The 24,512-nt window shown below is 66.2% G+C and carries 16 protein-coding genes; 8 read left to right on the top strand and 8 right to left on the bottom strand.

Going from position 1 to position 24,512, the window contains the following annotated elements:
- Nucleotides 1–16: 16 nt before the first annotated feature.
- The 6 genes from ATF69_RS11010 to ATF69_RS10985 form a co-directional block, all read right to left on the bottom strand.
- A complete protein-coding gene (locus ATF69_RS11010) occupies nucleotides 17–1,384 on the bottom strand; it encodes a sensor domain-containing protein (protein WP_121942976.1) in 1,368 nt (455 codons plus the stop codon).
- 106 nt (nucleotides 1,385–1,490) lie between these two features.
- Nucleotides 1,491–2,357: an isocitrate lyase/PEP mutase family protein gene (locus ATF69_RS11005; RefSeq protein WP_146870965.1), complete on the bottom strand. Its 867-nt coding sequence runs from the start codon at nucleotides 2,355–2,357 to the stop codon at nucleotides 1,491–1,493.
- A gap of 80 nt (nucleotides 2,358–2,437) precedes the next feature.
- The gene (locus tag ATF69_RS11000) at nucleotides 2,438–3,709 is read right to left on the bottom strand and encodes a PrpF domain-containing protein (protein WP_370107398.1); all 1,272 of its coding nucleotides are present in this window, start codon (nucleotides 3,707–3,709) and stop codon (nucleotides 2,438–2,440) included.
- A gap of 41 nt (nucleotides 3,710–3,750) precedes the next feature.
- Entirely contained in the window at nucleotides 3,751–6,387 is a 2,637-nt protein-coding gene (acnD, locus tag ATF69_RS10995; protein WP_146870964.1) for a Fe/S-dependent 2-methylisocitrate dehydratase AcnD, read from the bottom strand.
- A 33-nt stretch (nucleotides 6,388–6,420) separates the two neighbouring features.
- Entirely contained in the window at nucleotides 6,421–7,578 is a 1,158-nt protein-coding gene (prpC, locus tag ATF69_RS10990) for a bifunctional 2-methylcitrate synthase/citrate synthase (protein WP_146870963.1), read from the bottom strand.
- Entirely contained in the window at nucleotides 7,575–7,970 is a 396-nt protein-coding gene (locus tag ATF69_RS10985; protein ID WP_146870962.1) for an acyl-CoA thioesterase, read from the bottom strand. Before ATF69_RS10985 ends, prpC begins: the two co-directional genes overlap by 4 nt.
- 134 nt (nucleotides 7,971–8,104) lie before the next feature.
- Between ATF69_RS10985 and ATF69_RS10980 the strand changes: the two genes are divergently transcribed.
- On the top strand, nucleotides 8,105–9,556 hold the full coding sequence (locus ATF69_RS10980; RefSeq protein ID WP_146870961.1) for a short-chain fatty acyl-CoA regulator family protein: 1,452 nt from the start codon (nucleotides 8,105–8,107) through the stop codon (nucleotides 9,554–9,556).
- Between the two features lie 33 nt (nucleotides 9,557–9,589).
- Here ATF69_RS10980 and ATF69_RS23400 read toward each other — a convergent pair whose 3' ends face one another.
- The gene (locus ATF69_RS23400; RefSeq protein WP_255424908.1) at nucleotides 9,590–9,712 is read right to left on the bottom strand and encodes a hypothetical protein; all 123 of its coding nucleotides are present in this window, start codon (nucleotides 9,710–9,712) and stop codon (nucleotides 9,590–9,592) included.
- 115 nt (nucleotides 9,713–9,827) lie between these two features.
- Between ATF69_RS23400 and ATF69_RS10975 the strand changes: the two genes are divergently transcribed.
- The 7 genes from ATF69_RS10975 to ATF69_RS10945 all read left to right on the top strand — a co-directional run bounded on the left by ATF69_RS10975 (nucleotide 9,828) and on the right by ATF69_RS10945 (nucleotide 24,215).
- On the top strand, nucleotides 9,828–12,923 hold the full coding sequence (locus tag ATF69_RS10975; RefSeq protein WP_146870960.1) for a bifunctional diguanylate cyclase/phosphodiesterase: 3,096 nt from the start codon (nucleotides 9,828–9,830) through the stop codon (nucleotides 12,921–12,923).
- Nucleotides 12,924–13,063: 140 nt separating this feature from the next.
- Nucleotides 13,064–14,128 (top strand): GGDEF domain-containing protein, encoded by a 1,065-nt coding sequence (locus ATF69_RS10970; protein WP_108499451.1) that lies wholly within the window; start codon nucleotides 13,064–13,066, stop codon nucleotides 14,126–14,128.
- A gap of 261 nt (nucleotides 14,129–14,389) precedes the next feature.
- Nucleotides 14,390–17,914: a chromosome segregation protein SMC gene (gene smc, locus ATF69_RS10965; RefSeq protein WP_146870959.1), complete on the top strand. Its 3,525-nt coding sequence runs from the start codon at nucleotides 14,390–14,392 to the stop codon at nucleotides 17,912–17,914.
- A gap of 16 nt (nucleotides 17,915–17,930) precedes the next feature.
- Nucleotides 17,931–19,046 (top strand): cell division protein FtsZ, encoded by a 1,116-nt coding sequence (locus ATF69_RS10960; RefSeq protein ID WP_146870958.1) that lies wholly within the window; start codon nucleotides 17,931–17,933, stop codon nucleotides 19,044–19,046.
- A 14-nt stretch (nucleotides 19,047–19,060) separates the two neighbouring features.
- Nucleotides 19,061–21,148, top strand: coding sequence for an NAD-dependent DNA ligase LigA (gene ligA, locus ATF69_RS10955; protein WP_146870957.1), 2,088 nt, complete (start codon nucleotides 19,061–19,063; stop codon nucleotides 21,146–21,148).
- Between the two features lie 118 nt (nucleotides 21,149–21,266).
- The gene (locus tag ATF69_RS10950; protein ID WP_146870956.1) at nucleotides 21,267–23,561 is read left to right on the top strand and encodes a penicillin-binding protein 1A; all 2,295 of its coding nucleotides are present in this window, start codon (nucleotides 21,267–21,269) and stop codon (nucleotides 23,559–23,561) included.
- A 246-nt stretch (nucleotides 23,562–23,807) separates the two neighbouring features.
- Nucleotides 23,808–24,215 (top strand): collagen-like domain-containing protein, encoded by a 408-nt coding sequence (locus ATF69_RS10945; RefSeq protein ID WP_146870955.1) that lies wholly within the window; start codon nucleotides 23,808–23,810, stop codon nucleotides 24,213–24,215.
- A gap of 55 nt (nucleotides 24,216–24,270) precedes the next feature.
- On the opposite strand, the gene ATF69_RS10940 is transcribed toward ATF69_RS10945, so the two are convergent.
- Entirely contained in the window at nucleotides 24,271–24,504 is a 234-nt protein-coding gene (locus ATF69_RS10940; RefSeq protein WP_146870954.1) for a DUF1737 domain-containing protein, read from the bottom strand.
- Between the last annotated feature and the right edge of the window lie 8 nt (nucleotides 24,505–24,512).

Here is a 24,512-nt window from a genome sequence, read left to right as displayed (position 1 = left end):
ACTGGCATCACGGACATCAGGAATGCAGGGGCGCCAGCGCCACCCGCACCTGGTTGCCGCCGTTGCGCTTGGACAGGTACATGGCTTCGTCGGCGTGGCCCAGCAGGCGGTGCTCTTCGCCACCATGCTCGGGGTAGATGGCCACGCCAATGCTGGGCTGGATGTACAGACGCTGGCCTTCGAGGTCGAAATCCTGACCAAAGGCCGCGAGTATCTTGTCGGCCACCGCACAGGCGTGCTCGCGGGCCTGGCCGCCTTCAAGCAGCACCACAAATTCATCACCGCCCAGCCGCGCCACCGTGTCGGATGCGCGCACGCATTCGAGCAGCCGCTGCGCCACCCGCTGCAGCAGCAGATCGCCCATGGCATGGCCCAGGGTGTCGTTCACTTCCTTGAACCGGTCGAGGTCAATGAACAGCAGCGACAGCAGCGTCTGGTCGCGCCGCGCGCGGGCCAGGGCGGTCTTGAGCCGGTCCAGAAACAGCTGGCGGTTGGGCAGGTGCGTGAGCTGGTCGTACTGCGCCATATGTTCAAGGCGCTCATACATCTGCTTGCGTTCAATGGCGGCCGCTACCTGGGTGGAGACGAACTGCAGCAGCTCCTTGTCCTTGTCGGTGTAGCGGCCTTGTTCGGTGTAGCTTTGCAGCACCAGTGCTCCCAGGGGGCCACGCTGCGTCTGCAAGGGCACACCCAGCCAATACAGCGGCGCCTGCGTGGCATGCGCCGCAGCGCGCCAGTGCGTGGCCTTTGCTACCGACGAGTCCGGCGTGAGCAGCAAGGTGGCGCCGCCACGGATCACCTCCGCATAGCGCGGGTCCTCGGCCAGCGCCATGGGTTCGGGCGCGGGCAGGTGCTCGTTGACGTGGTACGGAAAGCTCAGCTGGTCATCGTGCGGGTTGTACAGGGCCACCGCAAAATTGGTGGCGGGCAACAGGCCGCCCACGATCTGGTGAATGTGCTGGAACAGGGCCTGCAGGTTGTGTGTGGTGTGCGCGGCTTCGGAGATGGCGTAGATCACCGCCTGCATCGACTCGGTGGCCTTGCGCGCGGTGATGTCGTGGGCCACGGCCAGCCGCACCTGCTTGTCGGGCAGCCAGCGGGCCGTCCAGCGGATATGGGCGATGGAGCCATCCTTGCGCACGTAGCGGTTTTCAAACTGCAGCTGCAGCTCGCCCTGCGTCACGTTGTGGGCCTGTCGTTGCGTGGCGGGCAGGTCGTCGGGGTGCACCATGTCCAGCATGCGCTTGCCGACCACTTCGTCGGGGGTGTACCCAAAGATGCGCTCGAACGCTGAACTGACAAACACAATCGAGCTGTCTCCTCGCACGATGCAGACGGCGTCGAGCAACAGGTCCACCAGGTTCAACGAAGAAATGCTTTGCATGGTGCAGCGCGCACGGTGTGCTGGAAAGACCCATTGTGCCCGGCACCGGAGGCTTGTGCGGCCTTGGAGGCAAAAACGCGACGGGTTCTTGCCCCGGGGGGGGACACTAAGGCCTGGCGTACTTCGCTTCCAGCGTATCCCAGTCGGCTTTGCGCACCAGTCGCTGGCGCTCTGCAAACGGCGCGACCAGTGCAGGGTCTTCGTCAATGCGCCGCTCGTCGCGCAGCACGGTCAAGGCCTTTTGCATGCCAGCCACCGCGCCCTGCAGCGCTGCGTTGGCGTACAGCACCAGGCCATAGCCCAAGCCGGCGAGTTCTTCGGCGCTGGTGATGGGGGTCTTGCCTCCGATCACCATGTTCATCAACTGTGGCGCGGCCAGCCGCTGGGGCAGGGCGCGGATCTCTTCCAGCGTGGTGACGGCCTCCACAAACAGGATGTCCGCGCCCGCCTCCTGAAAGCGCTGGGCGCGCTCCACGGCGGCCTCGAAGCCCTGGGTGGCGCAGGCGTCGGTGCGGGCCAGGATGAGGGTGCCTGCGTCGCGGCGCGCATCCACGGCGGCTTTGATCTTGCCCAGCATCTCGTCGGTACTGATCACGTCCTTGCCGTTGAAATGCCCGCAGCGCTTGGGGCTGACCTGGTCTTCGAGCTGGATGCAGTCGGCCCCCGCGCGCTCCAGCACACGCACCGCATGGTAGGTGTTGAGGGCGTTGCCAAACCCCGTGTCGGCATCCACGATGAGCGGCAGCTCCACCGCGTCGCGGATGCGGGCGGTGTGATCGGCAATGTCGGTCAGGCCCATGAAGGCCTGGTCGGGCAGGCCGAACCACATGTTGGTCACGCCAGCGCCGGTGACGTAGAGGGCTTCAAAGCCCAGGTCGGCCACCACGCGGGCGGAGAGGGCGTTGAAAGCGCCGGGCACGATGACGCCCCGGCGAGCCTGGGCCAGGGCTTTGAGTTGTTGTCTGGTGTTCATGTTTGGGGGGGTGAGCTGGGTTGCTATATGTTTGATAGCTGTTAGCGCATGATTCACTAGCGCATCAAGCCATTTTTGCTTTAAAAAATGTCGCCCGGCACCCGCACCCAGCCTTCCATCAGGATGCGGGCGCTGCGGCTCATCAGGGCCTTGGTCACCTTCCACTGGCCGTTGATCTGCGTTGCTTCGGCCCCCACGCGCAGGGTGCCCGAGGGGTGGCCAAACCGCACGCTGCTGCGCACGCCACCGCCCGCTGCCAGGTTGACCAGCGTGCCTGGGATGGCTGCCGCCGTGCCAATGGCCACCGCCGCCGTGCCCATCATGGCGTGGTGCAGCTGGCCCATGGAGAGCGCGCGCACCAGCAGGTCGATGTCCTTGGCGTCAATGGCTTTGCCGCTGGAGGCCGTGTAGCTGGCGGGAGGCGCGACGAAGGCGATCTTGGGAGTGTGCTGGCGCGTGGCGGCCTCGCTCACATGCTGGATCAGGCCCATGCGCAGGGCGCCGTATGCACGGATCGTCTCGAAGCGCGCCAGTGCCGCCGCATCGCCGTTGATGGCCCGCTGCAGCTCGGTGCCGGTGTAACCCAGCTCTTGTGCATTGAGAAAGAGGGTGGGGATACCCGAGTTGATCAGCGTGGCGGCAAAGCTGCCGACCCCGGGCACCTCCAAGGTGTCCACCACGTTGCCCGTCGGGAATAACGCCCCCACGCTCCCCACTGCGTGTGGTTCGCTGCCCCCCGAGGGGGCCCTCAGCAGATTGGGGCGGCCCGGCGCTGTCGAGATGGCTTCCCCATCATCGCCATCGTCCGCCGGGGCCATGAACTCCAGCGCCACCTCGGCGGCGGCAAAAGTCACGCCGTCCAGTTCAAAGTCACCCGTTTCTTGCACCTGCCCCTGGGTGATAGGCACATGCGCGACGATGGTCTTGCCGATGTTGGCCTGCCAAATGCGAACCGGAAAGGTGCCGTTCTGTGGAATCCGCGCCGCATCGATCAGCCCCATGTGAATGGCACACGGCCCCACCGCAGCCGACAGGTTGCCGCAGTTGCCGCTCCAGTCCACAAAAGGCTGGTCGATGGATACCTGGCCAAACAGGTAGTCCACGTCGTGGCCCGGCCGCGTGCTGCGCGACAGGATCACCGCCTTGCTGGTGCTCGACGACGCATTGCCCATGCCGTCGATCTGCTTGCCGTACGGATCAGGGCTGCCCAGCACGCGCAGCAGCAACGCGTCCCGCGCCGGGCCGGGTTGCTGGGCGGGGGCGGGCAGGTCGTCAAGGCGAAAGAACACGCCTTTGCTGGTGCCGCCCCGCAGGTAGGTGGCGGGGATGCGGATCTGTGGTGCGGGGAAAATGCTCATGGAGAAATATCAAATTGGATAGCGCGTGGCGATTGCTAGACGGGCGCCAGAGCCTTTTTTGGTTCTGTATTCTTGGCCAAGAAGTCTTGCGCAAAGCGCTGCAGCACGCCGCCCGCCTGGTAGATCGAGACCTCTTCGGCGGTGTCGAGTCGGCATGTCATGGGCACCTTGGTTTCCTCGCCATTCTTGCGGTGGATGACCAGGGTGAGGTCGGCACGGGGTTGCATGTCTCCCTCCACGCCATACACCTCTGTCCCATCCAGCCCCAGCGTGATGCGGTTGACTCCCGCCTCAAACTCCAGCGGCAACACCCCCATGCCAATCAGGTTAGTGCGGTGGATGCGCTCAAACCCCTCCGCCACCACCACCTCCACCCCCGCCAGCCGCACCCCCTTGGCGGCCCAGTCGCGGCTGGACCCCTGGCCGTAGTCGGCGCCAGCAATGATGATGAGCGGCTGGCGGCGGTTCAGATAGGTTTCCATCGCCTCCCACATGCGCATCACCTGGCCCTCGGGCTCCACGCGGGCGAGCGAGCCTTTTTTCACTTTGCCATCCACCACGGCCATTTCGTTGACGAGCTGCGGGTTGGCAAACGTGGCACGCATGGCGGTGAGGTGGTCACCCCGGTGCGTGGCGTAGGAGTTGAAGTCTTCCTCGGGCACGCCCATGCGCGCCAGATATTCACCCGCAGCGCTGTCCCGCAGGATGGCGTTCGAAGGTGACAGGTGGTCGGTCGTGATGTTGTCGGGCAGGAGGGCCAGCGGGCGCATGCCTTTCAACGTGCGCGGGTGGGCGGCGAGTGCACCGATCCCCTCGGTGTCCCAGTAGGGCGGGCGGCGGATGTAGGTGGACTGTGTTCGCCAGCCGTACTGCGGCGAGACGCGCTCGCCATCGCCCGGTCGGATGGCGAACATGGGTTCGTACACGGCGCGGTACTGCGCGGGCTTCACGGCAGTTTTCACCACGGCGTCGATTTCCTCGTCGCTGGGCCACAGGTCTTTGAGGCGAATTTCTCTTCCGTTCACCACCGCCAGCACGTCCTTTTCGATGTCAAAACGCACCGTGCCCGCCATCGCATAGGCCACCACGAGCGGGGGCGAGGCCAGAAACGCCTGCTTGGCATAGGGGTGGATGCGCCCGTCGAAATTGCGGTTGCCCGAGAGCACGGCGGTGGCGTAGAGGTCGCGGTCGATGATCTCCTGCTGGATGGCAGGGTCCAGCGCGCCACTCATCCCGTTGCACGTGGTGCAGGCAAAGGCCACGATGCCAAAGCCGAGCTTTTCCAGGTCGGCCAGCAAGCCCGCTTCCTTCAAATACAGCTCCACCGCCTTGGAGCCGGGCGCCAGCGAGGTCTTGACCCAGGGCTTGCGCGTGAGGCCCAGCCGGTTGGCGTTGCGCGCCAGCAGCGCGGCGGCGATCACGTTGCGCGGGTTGGAGGTGTTGGTGCAGCTGGTGATGGCGGCAATGACCACAGCGCCATCGGGCATCGTGCCGTCCTGTGGTGCGGGCATCGCCCAGGGGCCCGCGATGCCTTGGGCCGTCAGGTCGGACGTGGCCACGCGCGCGTGGGGGTTGGAGGGGCCGGCCAGGTTGCGCACCACGCTCGACAGATCGAACACCAGGTTGCGTGCGTAGACAGCGTCCTGGAGGGTGTCGGACCACAATCCCGCTGCCTTGGCATAAGCCTCGACCAGCTTCACTTGTTCCGCCTCGCGGCCCGTCAGCGTCAGATACTCCAGCGTCTGTTCGTCGATGCTGAACAGGGCCGCCGTGGCGCCGTATTCGGGCGCCATGTTCGAGATGGTGGCGCGGTCGCCAATCGTGAGCTTGGCTGCCCCTTCGCCAAAGAACTCCAGGTACGCCCCCACCACCTTGGCCTTGCGCAAAAATTCGGTGAGCGCCAGCACCACATCGGTGGCGGTGATGCCGTCCTGGCGCTGGCCGGTCAGCTGCACGCCCACGATCTCGGGCAGCCGCATCATCGATGCACGCCCCAACATCACGTTCTCGGCCTCCAGGCCGCCCACGCCGATGGCGATCACGCCCAGGGCGTCCACATGCGGTGTATGGCTGTCGGTGCCCACGCAGGTGTCGGGGTAGGCCACGCCCCGGTCGGCATGGACCACGGGCGACATTTTTTCCAGATTGATCTGGTGCATGATCCCGTTCCCCGCCGGGATCACATCTACATTGGCAAAGGCTTTCTTGGTCCACTCGATGAAGTGAAAGCGGTCTTCGTTGCGGCGGTCTTCGATGGCGCGGTTCTTGGTGAAAGCGTCGGGGTCGAACCCGCCACACTCCACGGCCAGGGAATGGTCCACGATCAGCTGCACCGGCACGACGGGGTTCACCTGGGCCGGGTCGCCGCCTTCTTTGGCAATCGCATCGCGCAGGCCTGCCAGGTCCACCAGCGCCGTCTGGCCCAGGATGTCATGGCACACGACGCGTGCCGGGTACCAGGGGAAGTCGCGGTCGCTGCGCCGCTCGACGAGCTGGCGCAGGCTGTCGTTGATGGTGGCCGGATCGGCACGGCGCACAATGTTTTCGGCATGGACTCGGGCGGTGTAGGGCAGTGTGGCCCAGGCGCCCGGTTGCAGGGCTTCGAGGGCCTCGCGGGCATCAAAGTAGTCGAGCTGCGTGCCGGGCAGCTTCTTGCGATACAGAGTGTTCATGAGCGTGGGGCAGGGGGCTTCGGCCGTTTGGTTTTACTTGCGGTCCTGGATTGGTACGAACGCCAGGTCTTCGGGCCCGGTGTAGTTCGCACTCGGCCGGATGATCTTGTTGTCGATGCGTTGCTCGATGATGTGTGCCGCCCAGCCGCTGGTGCGTGCGATGACGAACAGCGGAGTGAACATGGCGGTGGGCACACCCATCATGTGGTAGCTCACGGCGCTGAACCAGTCGAGGTTGGGGAACATCTTTTTGACCTCCCACATCACGGTCTCCAGCCGCTCGGCAATGTCATACATCTTGGTGCTGCCAGCCTCCTGCGACAAGTTGTGCGCAACGCCCTTGATGACGACGTTGCGTGGGTCGCTCACGGTGTAGACCGGGTGACCAAAACCAATGACCACCTCCTTCGCCTCCACGCGGCGGCGGATGTCGGCCTCAGCCTCATCCGGGCTGTCGTAGCGTTTCTGGATCTCGAAAGCCACCTCGTTCGCGCCGCCATGCTTGGGGCCCCGCAGCGCACCGATGGCGCCGGTGATGGCCGAATACATGTCGCTGCCCGTGCCGGCCACCACGCGGGCGGTGAAGGTGCTGGCGTTGAACTCGTGCTCGGCATACAGGTTGAGCGAGGTGTGCATCGCACGCTCCCAGGCTGCGCTGGGCTTGGAGCCGTGCAACAGGTGCAAGAAGTGCGCACCGATGGAGTCGTCGTCGGTCTCCACCTCGATGCGGCGGCCCGAGCTGGCCCAGTGGTGCCAATAGAGCAGCATGGAGCCCAGCGATGCCATGAGCCGGTCGGCAATGTCGCGCGCGCCCGGCAGGTTGTGGTCATCCTTTTCAGGCAGCGCGCAGCCCAGGGCCGAGACGCCCGTGCGCATCACGTCCATGGGGTGGCTGGCGGCGGGCAGTTGCTCCAGCGCCTGCTTCACACTCATCGGCAGGCCGCGCAGGGCCTTGAGCTTGGACTTGTAGGCCCGGAGGTCGGCGCGTGTAGGCAGCTTGCCGTGCACCAGCAGGTGGGCGATCTCTTCGAACTCGCAGACCTCGGCAATGTCGAGGATGTCGTAGCCCCGGTAATGCAGGTCGTTGCCCGTGCGGCCCACGGTGCACAGGGCGGTGTTGCCCGCCGTCACGCCCGAGAGCGCGACGGACTTCTTGGGCTTGAAGCCCGGGGTTTCAACGGTGGTAGTCATGCGGTCTCCTGGTTTACGTATGCGTTGGCGATGGCAGCGGGGCGGCCTTTGCCATCCACCGCCACCATTTCAAAAATTCCCTTCAGCACTTCGTCCTGGGGCGAGCCCAGCGTGGCGGCCAGACCGGTCACGCACACGGTGAGCGAGCTGCGGCCGACGCGGGTGACCCAGGCGCGGAGCGTGAGCACATGGCCCACGGGCACGGGGGCCAGAAAACGCACGTCGGTCACGCCCGCCATCACCACATCGCGCTGTGCGGCGCCGCGCGCTGCCAGAAACGCCGCCTTGGCCATGAGCTGCAGGGCGTTGCCGCCGAACAGCGTGCCGTAGTGGTTGGCTTCTGCGGGGAAGACGATTTCCGTCAGTTCGACGGTGCCAGTGGGGGTTGTCATGCTTCGCAATTTACGCACAATGGCATCCCGCTGTAAGCCCTGAATTGGCGAATGATTGCGAACTAAAACCCGTCAATTTGCGAATATTGCGAATGGCGATCAGGGTGCGACCAAAGAGCACCGAGAAAGATGGAATGAAAAAAACCTTCATGGGTGTGCGCCTGCGCCGCCTGCGCGAAGAGCGCGGCATGACCCAGATTGCGCTGGCGCGGGCGCTGGACCTGTCGGCCAGCTACCTCAACCAGCTGGAGCAGAACCAGCGCCCGCTCACGGTGCCCGTGCTGCTCAAGATCAATGCTGTATTCGGTGTGGACGTGCAGCGCTTCTCAGACGACGATGAAGCGCGGCTCATCACGGGCCTGCGCGAGGTGCTGGCCGACTTGCCTGCCGGGGTGGGCGGGGAGGGCGCGGGCGATGCCGTGTCTCTGGCAGAGATCCGCGAGCTGGCCGCAGGCATGCCCGCTGTAGCGCGCACGCTGCTGGCGTTGCACCAGCGGCACCGTCAGGCGCTGGAGCGCCTGGCCGCCCTGGGCAATGACCGGGACGGCGAGGGCACGGTGGCCCACCATCCGCCCATGGCTTATGAAGAAGTGCGCGACTTCTTTTTTGCACGCCAGAACCACATTGCCGAGCTGGACGATGCTGCCGAACGCTGTGCCGTTGAATGGGGCCTGCTGCCCGGCCGGGCCGATGAGGCGCTGGCCCAACGCCTGCTTGTGGCCCACGGGGTGCGCGTGGTGGATGTGGCCGACCTGCCTGGCCATGCGCAGCGCGTGTTCCAGGCCGAGGCCGGGCTGCTGCAGCTGGCGGCGGGGTTGGAGCGGGGGCAGCGCGCGTTCCAGATGGCGACGCAGCTGGCGTTTCTGGAGCAGGGCGCCGAGCTGCAACGTTTGGCCGCTGGCGCTGGGCTGTCGAGCGACCAGGCCCGGGCGCTGGCGCGCATCGGTCTGGCCAACTACTTTGCGGGGGCGCTGGTGCTGCCCTACACGGCCTTTTTGCAGGCGGCCGAAGCGGCGCATTACGACATCGACCGACTGGGCCAGCAGTTTGGCGTGGGCTTCGAGACGGTGTGCCACCGCCTGTCCACCTTGCAACGCCCCAGCGCGCGCGGCGTGCCGTTCTTCTTCATCCGGGTAGACCGCGCGGGCAACATCAGCAAGCGGCAGTCGGCCACACACTTTCACTTCAGCAAAATCGGCGGCACCTGCCCGCTGTGGAATGTGTACGAGGCCTTCGCACAGCCGGGCCGCATCGTGCCGCAGGTGGCACGCATGCCCGATGGTCGCGCCTACCTGTGGGTGGCGCGCGTGGTGTCGCGCAGCGGGGGCGGCTGGGGTGTGCCCGGCAAGGAGTTCTCCGTAGCCCTGGGTTGTGACATCCGCCACGCGCCGCAACTGGTGTATTCACGCGGGCTGGATCTGGCCAACCCCGAGGCCGCCGTGCCCATCGGCATGGGCTGCAAGGTGTGTGAGCGCGATGCCTGTCCGCAACGCGCGTTTCCGCCCATCGGGCGGGCGTTGGATGTGAATGAAAACCGCAGCCGTTTCGCGCCGTACCCCGTGGCGCCAGGGGCGGTTGTCGGGTAAACCCGTGGTCGTTCTGGTGGCGAAATATGCTCATCATTTCATAGCTTGTGAGGTAAGTCGCTGTGGCGCTAGAGGCACTTTTTTCTTAAATTTTTCGCCGTAACCAAATGTTGGCTCCACAGTGGCTGGATTGCCGCTATCCTGCGCAATTTGCATGGTGTCTGGTCGGCTCCCCGGCCAGCAAAGCAAAGGCACGTCTCTGACTTCTTCCACTTCTTCCCCGCTGGCTGCCCTGGCACCCCCAAGCCGCTATCGGCATTGGGTGGCGGGCATGGGTGTGGCCGTTCTGGGGTTGGTGGTGAGCCTGTGGCTGGCGCAACACCAGGCCGCGTCGATGGCGCAGATCGAAGAAGCGCGCTTCACCCAGGAGACGCGGGCGTTTGCCGAGGCGCTGAGCCAGCGCATTGCCGGTCACACCGAGGTGGTCAACGGCCTGCGGGGCCTGTTCACGGCCAACCCCCGCTTGTCGCGCCTGGACTTTGAACGGGCCGCCAGCGAGATGGAGGTGGGCCAGCGCTACCCTGGTGTTCGCAACCTGTCTTTCACGCGCTGGGTGCCTGGGCGTGAGCGCGAGGCCTACGAGGCCAGGGTGAGGGCGGATACCTCGTTATCACCCGACGGTTTGCCCCAGTTCAAGATCCACCCACCCGGCGAGCGTGCCGAGTACTTCGTGGCCGAGTATCTCTGGCCCATGTTCGGCAATGAAGGGGTGCTGGGCCTGGATATCAGTGCCCAGCCCGCCAACCTGGCCGCCATGCGCTACAGCCGCGACAGCGGGCAGACCGTGGTGTCGGCTCCATTCGATCTGCTGCAGGAGACAACACATCGCGCAGGCATCGTCATCCGCGTGCCGGTGTTCGACCCCACCGCCGGCACGGCCGAGCAGCGTTTTGTGGGCGCGGTGGCGTCCACCCTGCGGGTCTATGACCTGGTGCAGGGGCTGGGCAGCCAGGGGTTTCTGAACGGCATCGCCGTCGCCATGGCGGACCTGGGGCCGGTGCGCCCGGACTCGGGCGATGCCATGGTGCGCCCCCTGCTGGAGCAGACGGCCCCGGGCCTGCCCGGTGTGCGGCCCCTGGTGCGTGAGCTGGGGGTGCATGACCGGCGCTGGCAGCTTACTTTCTACCCGACCCGGTCGTTCCTGACGGCGTCGGAAACGCGCTTGCCGTGGCTGGCCGGGCTGGCGGCCGCAGTGGTGTCGTTGTTGCTGGCTTCCGTCGTGGCCCTGCTGGTGCGCCAGCGCACCCTGGCGCTGGTGCGCGCCCAGTTGTCCGACGATGCCCGGCGCGAGAGTGAGGAGCGGTTCCGTGCGCTCTTCAACCAGGCCACCGTGGGTGTCGCACAGGTGGACTCGGCCACGGGCCAGTTTGTGCGCGTCAACCAGCGCTACGCCGACATCCTGGGGTACAGCCCGGAGGAAATGGTGGGCATGACCTTTCAGAGCCTCACCCACCCCGATGACCTGGCAGCGGACCTGGCGCAAGTGAGGCGGCTGCAGAGCGGCGATGTGCCCGAGTACCGGCTGGAAAAACGCTACATCCACAAGGACGGGCACGAGGTCTGGGGCGACCTGACTGTGTCGTCGATGTGGGCGTCAGGCTCCGCGCCCGGCCACCACATTGCCGTGGTGCAGGACATTACTGCGCGCAAGCGCATGGAAGAAAACCTGCGGGCCAATGAACAACGCCTGCGCAGCATTCTGGAGCGCCTGCCCATGGGCCTGTGCCTGGTGCAGGACGATGGGCTCATCAGCTTTCGCAACCAGCGGTATGTCCAGATCTGCGGCTACACGCAGGAGGAGGTGCCCGACACCGACACCTGGTGGCAGCGCGCCTACCCCGACGCTGCGGAGCGCGACGCGATCCGCCAGAGGCTGCTCGACACCAGGCACCTGGGCGTGATCCCGCTGGCCGAGTACACGATCCGCTGTGCGGATGGCAAGTACAAGCCGGTGGAGATTTCCGGCATTTTTGTCGAGGGGGGGCGCCTGATCACCATGCAGGACTTGAGCGAGCGCAAAGCCGCCGAGGAAGAGATCAACCAGCTGGCCTACTACGACCCGCTCACCCGCCTGCCCAACCGCCGCCTGCTGATGGACCGGCTGCAGCAGGCGCTGGCCACCAGCGCGCGCCACCAGCGCAGTGGTGCACTGCTGATGCTGGACCTGGACAACTTCAAGACGGTGAACGAAACCCGGGGCCACGACCGGGGCGATGCCTTGCTGTTGCAGGTGGCGCACCGTTTGCGCGGCTGTGTGCACGAAGACGACACCGTGGCCCGACAGGGCGGCGACGAATTTGTGGTGGTGCTGGAAGACCTGGGCGACAGCCCCGAGGAGGCTGCAGCGCGCGCCGAGGACGTTGGGCAGCGCATCCTGGGTGTGCTGCGCGAGCCCTACCAGATCGATGGCGCTGCGCACCACAGCTCGCTGAGCATGGGTGTCACCATCTACAGTGGCACGCGCGAGACCGTGGATGAGCTGCTCAAGCGTGCCGACCTGGCGCTGTACCAGGCCAAGAACGCGGGGCGTGACACCTTGCGCTTTTATGACCCCCAGATGCAGGCTGCGGTCAGCGCCCGCGCCACGCTGGAGCTGGACATGCGGGTGGGCCTGGCCCAGGGCCAGTTCGAGCTGTACTACCAACCCCAGATCGACCACGGCCGCATTACCGGGGCCGAGGCGCTGCTGCGCTGGCGGCACCCGCGCGATGGATTCATCTCGCCCGCGCATTTCATCCCGCTGGCCGAAGAAACCGGCCTGATCCTGCCGCTCGGCGAGTGGGTGCTGCAGGCAGCCTGTCGGCGGCTGGCCGCATGGGCCCAGCAGCCCGACCTTGCCTTGCTGAGCCTGGCCGTGAACGTGAGCCCACGGCAGTTCCACCAAAGCGGCTTTGTTGCCCAAGTGCTCGCGGCGCTGGCGGGTGCGGGGGCTGACGGCCACCAGCTCAAGCTGGAGATGACCGAAGGCCTGCTGCTGCAAGACGTGGAAGACACCATCGACAAGATGGGCCAGCTCAAGGGCTACGGCGTGGGCTTTTCGCTGGACGACTTTGGCACTGGCTATTCGTCGCTGAGCTACCTCAAACGCCTGCCGCTGGACCAGCTCAAGATCGACCAGAGCTTTGTGCGCGACGTGCTGACCGACCCCAATGACGCGGCCATTGCCCGCACCGTGGTGGCGCTGGGCACCAGCCTGGGCCTGCGCGTGATTGCGGAGGGCGTGGAGACCGAGGCGCAGCGCGAGTTTCTGGAGCGCCACCACTGCCACGCCTGGCAGGGCTACCTGCTCAGCCCCCCCGTGGCAGTGGCGGAGTTTGAGGCGCTGGTGCGCCGAACCAATGGCGCCCTGGATGGGCGCCTTGGATGACGCGGGGCGTGCGGCGTGCGGCGGGCGCAGGGTGGCGTGTGTTGCGCGGAGTGCAGGTGGCAACACGCCGCCGGAAACCCTTTGCAACCGCAGTCTGGCTGCGCCACCTATGATGCAGGCGCTCCACCGCTGCCGCCTTCATGTTCTTCAAAAAGCCTTCGCCGCCCGCACCCTCGCCATTGACGCAGGGCTTTGACGCGCAGCGCGAACGCTCGGTGATTGCCGAGATGCTGCTCAAGCGCTCGGCCAAGCTGATCCTGGGGCGCAGCGAGCTGGAGATCATTCGCGGGGTGTGCCAGGCCATTGTGGATGTCTCCAGCCACATCCGCCTGGCCTGGACCTGGTTCGGTCCGACCGACACGCACACCATCCGCCCGCAGGTGTTTGCAGGCCCGGCGGCGGCCTATGCCGAATCGCTGAACATCGAACGCAACCTGCTCACCCGCATTGGCCCTGCCTTCACCACGCTGGACGGCAAGTCTGCAGGCCCTTTCACGGTGTCGCAGTTTTCGCCGTTTGGGCCCTGGCGCGACGCAGCCCGCCACCACGACATCCACCACGTGCTGGCCTTGCCCATCGCCTCCACCTTCAACGGCTACAGCGGCATCTTTGTGCTGTATGCCGACCGGGATGGCTACTTTGATGAAGTCGGCGTCAGCCTGTTTGCAGGGCTGGCCGAGCTGTTCGGCTCCCTCATGACCGTGGCCGCCGAACGCCAGGAGCTGCAGCGCGCCGCCTACCACGATGCGCTCACCGGGCTGCTCAACCGCCATGCGGTGGACCTGATCGACCGGCGCGTGTACCGCGCCTCGCTGTTTGAGCCCGTCTCGTCCATCCTGTTGATGGACCTGGACCGGTTCAAGAGCATCAATGACCGTTTTGGCCACGACGCGGGCGACAAGGCCCTGCAGGCGGTGGCCCGGGTGCTGACCGACACCTTGCGGCGTGGCGACGAGATCATTCGCTGGGGCGGCGAGGAGTTTCTGGTCTGCCTGCCGCAGACCGCGCTGCCCGACGCACTGAAGGTGGCCGAGAAACTGCGCCGCGCGGTGGAGAGCATCACCGATCCCGAGCAGCTCACCGTGTCGATTGGCGCGTGCGAAATCTCTGCACTGCAGCACCTGCCCCAGGCGGTGGCCCGCGCAGACGAAGCCCTGTTCCAGGCCAAGTCGGGTGGACGTAACCAGGTGTGTGTGCTGCATTGATGTTTCCCGCTTTTGGCTATCAAATTTGATAGCAAACAAGCCATATCACACTAGCGCATCAGGCCGTTTTTGCCGATTTTTCGCCTGTGCAGTGCCCCCAGGCGCCACCCTCGGCCCTGGAGGCCGGGGGGCGGGCAGGCGGCGCGGTATCATTCCGGCCTTGCCCACACCCGGCCCTGCCGGTGTGTTTTACGCCGGGACTGCGCACCGGCGCCCTGGTTGACCCCCGCGTCCCTCCTGCATTTATCCGCCTTCTGATCCGTGCGTCTTACCTCGATCAAGCTCTCTGGCTTCAAGTCGTTCGCTGAACCCACCAACTTCATGCTGCCCGGGCAACTGGTGGGCGTGGTGGGCCCGAACGGTTGCGGCAAGTCCAACATCATGGACGCGGTGCGCTGGGTGCTGGGCGAGAGCAAGGCCAGCGAGCTGCGCGGCGAGAGCATGCAGGACGTGATCTTCAGCGGCACCACCACCCGCAAGCAGGCCAGCCGCGCGAGTGTGGAGCTGGTCTTCGATAACTCTGACCATCGCGCAGGCGGCCAGTGGGGTCAGTACGGCGAGGTGGCCGTGCGCCGCGTGCTCACGCGCGACGGCACCAGCAGCTACTTTCTGAACAACCAGCCCGTGCGCCGCCGCGACGTGCAGGACGTGTTCCTGGGGACAGGCCTGGGGCCCCGCGCCTACGCCATCATCGGCCAGGGCACCATCAGCCGCATCATCGAAAGCCGCCCTGAGGAACTGCGCCTGTTCCTCGAAGAGGCTGCGGGCGTCTCCAAGTACAAGGAGCGCCGCCGCGAGACCGAAAACCGCTTGTCGGACACGCGCGAGAACCTCACGCGGGTCGAAGACATCCTGCGCGAGCTGAACGCCAACCTCGAAAAGCTCGAAAAGCAGGCCGAGGTGGCCGCCAAATACAACACGTTGCACGCCGATGCGACGCTCAAGCAGCACCAGCTGTGGTTCCTGAAGCGGGCCGAGGCCGAGGAGCAGCAGAACAAGGTGCGCCTGGACGGCCTGCAGGCCGTGAACGACCTTGAATCGCGCATGGCCGACCTGCGCGCGGTCGAGTCGGACCTCGAAACCATCCGCCAGGCCCACTACGCCGCGGGCGACCAGGTCAACCAGGCCCAAGGCAAGCTCTACGAAGCCACAGCCGAGGTCGGCAAGCTCGAAGCCGAGATCCGCTACGTGGTCGAGGGCCGCCAGCGCGTGGAGCAGCGCCTGGTGCAACTGGCAGAGCAGATCGCGCAGTGGCAGACCCGCAAGGAAGAGGCCGACATCGAGCTGGAGAACCTGGCCGGTGCGGGTGTGGACGCTGAAGAACGCGCCGAGCTGTTGGCCGCCCAGGTCGAAGAGCAGGCCATGCAGATGCCCGACCTGGAAGAGGCCCTGCGCCAGGCGCAAAGCCGCACGGCCGAGCAACGGACTGCCGTGGTGCAGGTGCAGCAGCAGATCGGCGTGCTCGCTGCCGAGCAGCGCAGCTTTGACGAGCAAAGCCGCCAGCTCGACGCCCGCTTCGAACGCCTGCGCACCGACCGCAACGCGCTGGCCGCGCCCGATGAGGCCCGCCTGACCAACTTGCGCGAGCAGCTCGAAGAAGCGCAAGAGATCGCAGAAACCACCGCAGCCCGCCTGCACGAGCTGCAGGAGTCCGTGCCCCAGCTGGACGACGACCGCCGCGCCCGCCAGCAGGCAGTTAACAGCGAGAGCGCACGCCAGGCCGAGCTGTCGGCCCGCATGGAGGCCCTCAAGGCACTGCAGGAAAAGGTCAAGACCGACGGCAAGCTGCGCCCCTGGCTCGCCAAGCACGGCCTCGATGGCCTGCAGGGCCTGTGGAGCCGTATCCACATCGAACCCGGCTGGGAAAACGCGCTCGAAGCGGCCCTGCGCGAGCGCCTGGCTGCGTTGGAAGTAGGGCGCCTGGACATGGTGCGCGGCTTCCTGGGCTCCGGCGGTAACGATGCGCCGCCCGCACGCCTGGCCTTCTACAGCGCCCCCGCTGCGGGCCACCCCGAAACATCGTCGCCCCATGCCCGCCTGTCGGACCTGCTGCGCCTGAACGACGCGGGCCTGCGTGCCGTGTTGGTGGACTGGCTGCAAGGCTGCTACACCGCGCCCACGCTGGACGACGCTTTGGCCCGCCGCAGCACGCTGCAGCCCGGCGAAGTGGTGTTTGTGCCCACAGGCCATGCCGTCAGCGCGCACAGCGTGAGCTTCTATGCGCAGGACTCCGAGCAGTCCGGCATGCTGGCCCGCGCGCAGGAGATCGAGCACCTCGAAAAGGAATTGCGCGCGCAGGCACTGATCGCCGAAGAATCACGCACCGCTTTGGTCCGTGCGGAAGCTGCCTATGCCGATGCCTCGCAGCGCCTCGTGGCCGCACGCCGCGAAGCCACCGAAACACAAAGCCGTGCCCACGAGCTGCAGGTCGAAACCCTGCGCCTGACCCAGCTGGCCGAGCAGACCCGCGCCCGCAGCGCACAGATCGACGGCGACCTGGCCGAGGTCGAAGCCCAGCTGGCCGACCTGCAGGAACGCCGCGTGGCCGCCGAGGCACGCTTTGAAGAGCTGGACATGCAGCTGGCCGACAGCCAGGAGCGCGAGGCCCAGCTGGGCGACAAGGTCATCGAGGCCGAACGCAAGCTCACCGCCTGCCGCGAACAGCAGCGCACGCTGGAGCGCCAGGCGCAGGAGGCCACGTTCTCGCAGCGCAGCCTGGAGGCGCGTCGGGGCGAACTCAACCGCTCCATCGAAACCGCCACACAACAGGCCAAGGCCCTGGCCGACGAAGAGCAGCGTGCACGCGATGAACTCGCCCGTCTCTCTGACGCCGCCGCCCAAGGCGGCCTGCAGGCCGCGCTGGAAGTGAAGATGGAGCGCGAAAAGGCACTGGCCGCCCAGCGCAGCGAATACGACGACCTGACCACCAAGCTGCGCGCCAGCGACGAGCGCCGCATGCAGCTGGAGCGCGCGCTCGACCCGCTGCGCCAGCGCATCACCGAGTTCCAGCTCAAGGAACAGGCCGCGCGCCTGGGCCTGGAGCAATACACCACCTTGCTGCAAGACGCCCAGGCCGATCTGGAAGCCGTGGCCCGCTCCATCGAGGAGGGCAATGTGCGCATGGGCGGCCTGCAGAGCGAAATCGACCGCCTGCACCGCGAGATCGCGGCCCTGGGCGCCGTCAACCTGGCCGCGCTGGATGAATTGAAGCTGGCCAGCGAGCGCAAGGTGTTCCTCGATGCGCAGACCGCCGACCTCACCGAGGCCATGAACACGCTCGAAGACGCGATCCGCAAGATCGACGGCGAAACGCGCCAGCTGCTATCGGGCACGTTCGACACCGTGAACGCGCACTTTGGTCGCATGTTCCCCGAGCTGTTCGGGGGCGGCCAGGCCAAGCTCATCATCACCGGTGACGAAATTCTCGACTCCGGCGTGCAGGTGATGGCCCAGCCACCCGGCAAGAAGAACCAGACCATCCACCTGCTGTCAGGCGGCGAAAAGGCGCTCACGGCCATCGCGCTGGTGTTTGCCATCTTCCAGCTCAACCCCGCGCCGTTCTGCCTGCTGGACGAGGTGGACGCGCCGCTGGACGACGCCAACACCGAACGTTATGCCAAGCTGGTGTCCAGCATGAGCAAGGGCACGCAGTTCCTGTTTATCAGCCACAACAAGATCGCGATGGAAATGGCCGAGCAACTGATCGGCGTGACCATGCAGGAGCAGGGCGTGTCGCGCATCGTGGCAGTGGACATGGAGTCCGCTTTGTCGATGGTGGACGCTTGAACCCATTCATTCAAACATGAGCACATTGCAACTGAGTCTGGCCATCATCGGTGGCCTGGTGCTGGCCCTGATCGTGGCGTACAACACCTGGACCTCGCGCCGCAACGCGCCCAAGCGCGCCCTGCCCACAGAGCACGAACCGGCGGCGGAGCCCGCGCAGCGCCTGGAGCCCGGCTTTGACACTGGCGCGACCGGTGCCATGCCACCCAGCGAGTTCCACGGCCTGGACCGGGGGCCGGAGCCGTCGGAACACACCGTGGACGCGGGCGACGCCCTGCAACTGCCCGTGCCACCGTTTTCGTCCGAGCGCCGCCCGGGGCTGGACCCGCTCATCGACGTGATCGCCTCGCTGCAGCCCGAGCACGTGGTGTCGGGCGACGCGGCGCTGGCCGCATTGCCGCCCACCCGCCGCGCAGGCAGCAAGCCCTTTGCCATCGAAGGCCTGAACGAAGCCACCCAGCAGTGGGAAACGCCTGCACCCGGCCAGCGCTACCAGTCCTTCCAGGCGGGTGTGCAACTGGCCAACCGCATGGGCGCGCTCAACGAGATCGAGTTCTCCGAGTTCGTGGTCAAGGCCCAGGCTTTTGCCGACGCCATCAACGCCGCCCCCGACTTCCCCGACATGCTGCAAGAAGTGGCCCGAGCCCGCGAACTGGACCAGTTCGCCAGCGACCACGACGCCCAGCTCATGTTCATGCTGCGCGCCCGCCAGGCTGCGTGGAGCCCCGGTTATGTGCAGCAAAACGCCGCCCGCCTGGGCTTTGTGCCCGGCGCCATGCCCGGCCGCCTGGTGCTGCCCGCCAGCACCCAGGGCCTGCCGCCCTTGCTCACGCTGGGCTATGACACCCAGGCCGCATTGGCCGACGACCCGGACCAGTCCGCCATCCGCGACATCACGCTCAGCCTGGATGTCGCCCAGGTCCACCGCACCGAACAGCCTTTTGCCCGCCTTCGCGACGTGGCCGCCGCCCTGTGCCAGGCCATGGACGGTGTGCTGTGCGACCAGAACGGCACCCCGCTGCCCGCCATGGCCATGGACCCGATCGCTGCCGACCTGGAGCTGCTGTACGACCAGCTCGATGGGCGGGACCTGTCGGCAGGTTCCGTGCTGGCGCGGCGGCTGTTTAGCTGAGCGCTGGTGCGGCCATGACCGAGAGTTTGGATCTTTTTTCGGCCCCAGCGCCCGTGGATAAAGCGCAGCCAGCTATCAAAATCAAAGCACTGCGCGACCAGCTTAACCAGTGGGCACACCAGTACTATGTGCTGGACGAGCCCACCGTGCCCGACGCCGAATACGACCGCGTGTTCCGCGAACTGCAGGCTCTGGAGGCTGCGCACCCCGACCTCGTCACCCCCGATTCGCCCACGCAGCGCGTGATTGGTGCGGTGATGGACGGCCTGGCCCCTGTGCGCCACACGGTGCCCATGCTCAGCATCCACACCGAAACCGACACCGAGGCCACAGGAGCGCAGGCGTTTGATGCGCGCGTGCGGCGCGAGCTGGGCCTGACCGATGCCGACCCTGCCATCGAATACGTGGCCGAGCCCAAGTTTGACGGCCTGGCCATGAGCCTGCGCTACGAAAATGGCCGCCTGGTGCAGGCCGCCACGCGCGGTGATGGCGAGGTGGGCGAGGACGTGACGCACAACATCCGCACCATCCGCCAGATCCCGCTGACCTTGCCGGAAGGCGTACCGCCGCTGCTGGAAGTGCGTGGCGAGGTCTACATGCGCCGCGCGGACTTCGACGCACTCAACGAGCGCCAGCGGGAGCAGGGCGGCAAGACCTTTGTGAACCCGCGCAATGCCGCAGCGGGTGCCGTGCGCCAGCTCGACTCCAACATCACCGCCCAGCGGCCTTTGAGCTTTTTTGCCTACGGCCTGGGCGCGATCACGCCGTCGGCCGAGGGTGGGCCGGTGTTCCGCACACACTACGAGATGCTGCAGACGCTGAAGTCTTGGGGGTTTCCGGTCGCAGCGCAGGTACAGATTGCGGTAGGCGCTACTGAGTTGGTAGCATTTCACCAGCAGGTGGGTGCAAGCCGCGATGCGCTGCCGTACGACATTGACGGCGTCGTCTACAAGGTCAACTCTCTGCAGCTGCAGCGCGACCTGGGCTTCAAGACCCGCGAACCGCGCTGGGCCGTGGCGCACAAGTACCCGGCGCAGGAGATTGCCACCAAGATCGAAGGCATCGACGTGCAGGTGGGCCGCACCGGCAAGATCACGCCGGTCGCACGCCTGGCACCGGTGTTTGTGGGCGGGGTCACCGTGACCAACGCCACGCTGCATAACCTGTTCGAGATCCGCAAGAAGGGCGTGCGCGTGGGCGACACCGTCATCGTGCGCCGTGCGGGCGATGTGATCCCCGAGGTGGTGGGTGTGATGCCCGGCAAGCGCACGGGCTACGTGCCCAACTTCCGCATGCCTGCAGCCTGCCCCGTGTGCGGCAGCGCCGTGGTGCGCGAAAAGGGCGAGGCCAACCACCGTTGCACCGGCGGCCTGTTCTGCGCCGCGCAGCGCAAGGAAGCCATCCTGCACTTTGCCGCGCGTCGCGCCATGGACATCGAGGGCCTGGGCGACAAGCTGGTAGACCAGCTGGTGGACGCGAATGTCATCCGCACGCTGCCCGACCTGTACCGCCTCGGCCTCACATCGCTCATCGCGCTGGAGCGCATGGCCGAGAAATCGGCCCAGAACGTGCTGGCGGCGCTCGAAAAATCCAAGCAGACCACGCTGCCGCGCTTCTTGTTTGCCCTGGGCATCCGCCATGTGGGCGAGGCCACGGCCAAGGACCTGGCGCGGCATTTTGGAGTGCTCGACGCCATCATGGATGCGACGGAAGAGCAGCTGCTGGCCGTCAACGACGTGGGCCCCATCGTGGCCAAGGCCATCCGCACCTTCTTTGAACAGCCGCACAACCGCGAAGTGGTCGAGCAGCTGCGTGCCTGCGGCGTGACCTGGCCCGAAGGCCCGGTGGCCGAGCGTGCCCCGCAGATCCTGGCGGGCAAGACGGTGGTGCTGACCGGTACCTTGCCCACCCTGAGCCGCGACGCGGCCAAGGACATGCTCGAAGCCGCAGGCGCCAAGGTGGCCGGCTCCGTCAGTAAGAAGACCAGTTACGTGGTGGCGGGCGAAGAAGCCGGCAGCAAGCTGGTCAAGGCCCAGGAACTGGGCGTGCCCGTGCTGGACGAAGCCGGCATGCTGGAACTGTTGTCAGGCCAGGGTGTCTGACGGAGCACGGTGCACCATGCCCGACTCTGTTTTTGCGTTTTCCATCCCCTTTCTCCTTCCTGACCGGCCCCTGGTGGCGCGGTCCTGAAGCGACCCTTTATTTCCCGGCGATTCATTGATGCACAAGTGGCTGCTTTCTTTCCGGGCCCGCATGGCGGGCCTGTTGGCCTGGGTTCCCCGGCCCGTGCGGCGTTTGCTGTTGTGGACGGTGGTGGCGGTGCCCGCTGCGCTGCTGGTGTTCACGCTGGCGCTCGTGCCTTTTACCCCCGGTATCAGCGACATCCGCAAGGCCAAGAGCGAGCTGCCGGCGCAGCTCATGTCGGCCGACGGCAAGCTGCTGGCCGAATACCGCTGGGCCAACCGCGAGTGGGTGGAGCTGAACCAGATCTCGCCCAACGTGATTGATGCGCTGATAGCGACCGAGGACCACCGCTTTTACAAGCACTTCGGGCTGGACTGGCGGCGCACGGCGTCGTCGGTGGTGCTGACGCTGCGTGGCGACCCGCAGGGCGGCTCCACCATCACCCAGCAGCTGGCCCGCAACCTGTTCCCGGAGGAAATCGGCCGCTCGCGCACCCTCACGCGCAAGCTCAAGGAGGCGATCACTGCGCTCAAGATCGAGGCGTCGTATTCCAAGGACGAAATCCTGGAGACTTACCTCAACACCGTGCCGTTTCTCTACAACGCCTACGGCATCGAGATGGCTGCGCGCACCTACTTTGACAAGTCGGCCGACAAGCTCAACGTCCTGGAAAGCGCCACACTGATCGGCATGCTCAAGGGCACGGCCTACTACAACCCGGTGCTCAACCCCGAGCGCGCGCAGGCCCGCCGCAACACGGTGCTGTCGCAGATGGTCAAGCGCGGCAAGCTCGATGCCAAGCAGTTCGAGACCCTGCAAAAACGCCCGCTGCGCATCAACTTTGAACGCCAGACGGAGGTGATGGGCCCGGCGCCGCATTTTGCGATCCAGCTGCGCAAGCAGCTCATCGACTGGGCCGACAGCAAGGGCTACAGCCTGTATTCGGACGGCCTGGTGATCCGCACCACCATCGACTCGCGCCTGCAGGCCTATGCCAACCAGGCGGTGGCGCGGCAGGGCCGGCAATTGCAAGGTGTGGCCGACACCGCATGGTCGCAGCGCAACGGCTGGGGCCCCAAGAACGAGCTGGTGCAGACCCTGGTGCGCGAGAGCGCCGAGTACCGTGCAGCCGTGGACAAGGGCGACACCCCCGACGACGCGCTGAAGGCACTGCTGGACGACGCTGCCTTCATGGCCAAGCTGCGCGCCGAAAAGACGCGTGTGCAGGCCGGCTTTCTGGCGCAAGACCCGGTCACCGGCCATGTGCTGGCCTGGGTGGGCAGCCGCGACTTTGCGCAAGACCCGTTTGACCACGTGCAGGCAGCGCGCCGCCAGCCGGGCTCTACGTTCAAACCGTTTGTGTATGGCGCTGCTTTTGCCAACGGTGCCACGCCCGAAGACACCTTGATGGATACCGCCGTCGAAATCCCGCTGGGCGGTGGCCGCGTCTGGCGGCCCACCGATGGCGGCCCGCCCAGCGACCAGCCCATGACGTTGGCCGATGGCCTGGCGTTCTCCAAGAACACCATCACCGCGCAGGTCATGCAGCAGGTGGGCCCGGCCCGTGTGGCCGAGGTGGCGCGCGCCCTGGGCGTGCGGCAGTCCAAGCTGGAAGAGGTGCCGTCCCTGGCGCTGGGCACGAGCCCGGTCACGCTCAAGGAAATGATTTCGGCCTACAGCAGCATCGTGAACTTGGGTCGCTATGTGGAGCCCGTGCTCATTACCAGTATCGAAGACCGCAATGGCAAGGTGCTGGAGACTTTTGCCAAGTCCGTGCCCGAAGAGGTCTTCCAGCCCCGGGCTGCGCAGACCTTGCGCAACACCATGCGTGGTGCTGTAGACCGGGGCACGGCCACGGCCATCCGTACGCGCTATGGCATCCAGGCCGACGTAGCCGGCAAGACCGGCACCACGCAAGACAACACCGATGGCTGGTTCATCCTGATGCACACCCGCGTGGTGGCGGGGGCCTGGGCTGGCTTCAATGACGGGCGCATCACGCTGCGCAGCGACTACTGGGGGCAGGGCGCGCGCAGTGCGTTGCCCATGGTGGGCGAGTTCATGCAGCAGGCCATCCGCAACAAGGTGATCGACGGCAACGACCGGTTTGTGGACGAGTTCGACACCAGCCCGCCGCCACCGCCCGACAGCTCGCTCAGCACCATGCGCGACTGGATCCGGGGGCTGTTCCGTACCGACCCTCAGCAACCCCCGGTGCCTGGCATGCCGCCAAGGCCTGCGGGTGCGGGTGGTTTGCCGCCGGTCACCAGCGACCCACCGGGTTCTGTATCTCCGCCAGTGCCTGCGGAAGACCGGGTGGGGGGCGAATAGGCCGTTGCGTCTTCCGGGCTTCTGTGACACCAGCGCCTTCGGCGCGATGGGGTGGGTGTTGCCTTGGGTCCTTCCAGCAAGGCCGCCTGGGTAGGGGGCTTTGCGAGGTGTAGGACGTTGTCGCCAAAGTCTGCGTCCAGCGTTTGTTGCCCGCACTAAGCGCGCAAGCGAACAGACCCTGCCAGAGGTGCCCCGCACAGTGGCGCATGCAGTCGTTGGACTGCATGCAACGCCAAAGGACTCACCATGAAAACAATCACCACCACCTTGCTGGTACTGGCCACCCTGACGCTGGGCGCCTGCACCGGCCCCATGGGCCCTCCGGGCGCGCAAGGCAATACCGGCAACACGGGTTACACCGGCAAGACTGGCGATATTGGCTACACCGGCGCGACGGGAGCCACGGGCAACCAGGGCAATACGGGCTACACCGGTGCCACAGGCAGTATGGGCTCGACAGGGGCCACCGGAGGACAGGGCAGCACCGGTGCGACCGGAATGCAGGGGGCTACCGGCTACCAGGGTGACACGGGGGCGACGGGCGCAAAGGGAAATACGGGCAACACCGGCAGCAAGGGCAACACCGGAAACACCGGCAGTGCCGGTAGCTCGGGCGACGGCAATACCGTCATCGTGATTCCTGCCAAGCCTTGATGCGCTGCGCGCGGCAGGTGCGATAAGACCACGGCCTGATGGGTTGGCCGCTCAGTCAGGCCACCGTACCGGGCCAAACGATGGCCTGGGCCACGATCACGGTCTGCCCATTGAAGGTGGCCGCAGGAGAGCCATACAGCCGATAGCCCAGCGCCAGCGCGTCGCTCACGCGGCGGCAGAAGCTGGCGTCGTCGGGGCCTGTGAGCAGGCGGTAGGCGGGCAGGCCATCGGGCGGCACACTGGCCTGCGTGGTGTTTGCGGGTGATGCTGTGGAGGTGGCAACCGTCATGGCAGGGC

Source organism: Acidovorax delafieldii, assembly GCF_007993815.1.
GTDB classification, from domain to species: Bacteria; Pseudomonadota; Gammaproteobacteria; order Burkholderiales; family Burkholderiaceae_C; genus Acidovorax; species Acidovorax delafieldii.
The sequence above is the reverse complement of the archived record's forward strand: the minus strand, read 5'-3'. Positions and strand labels throughout refer to the sequence as shown.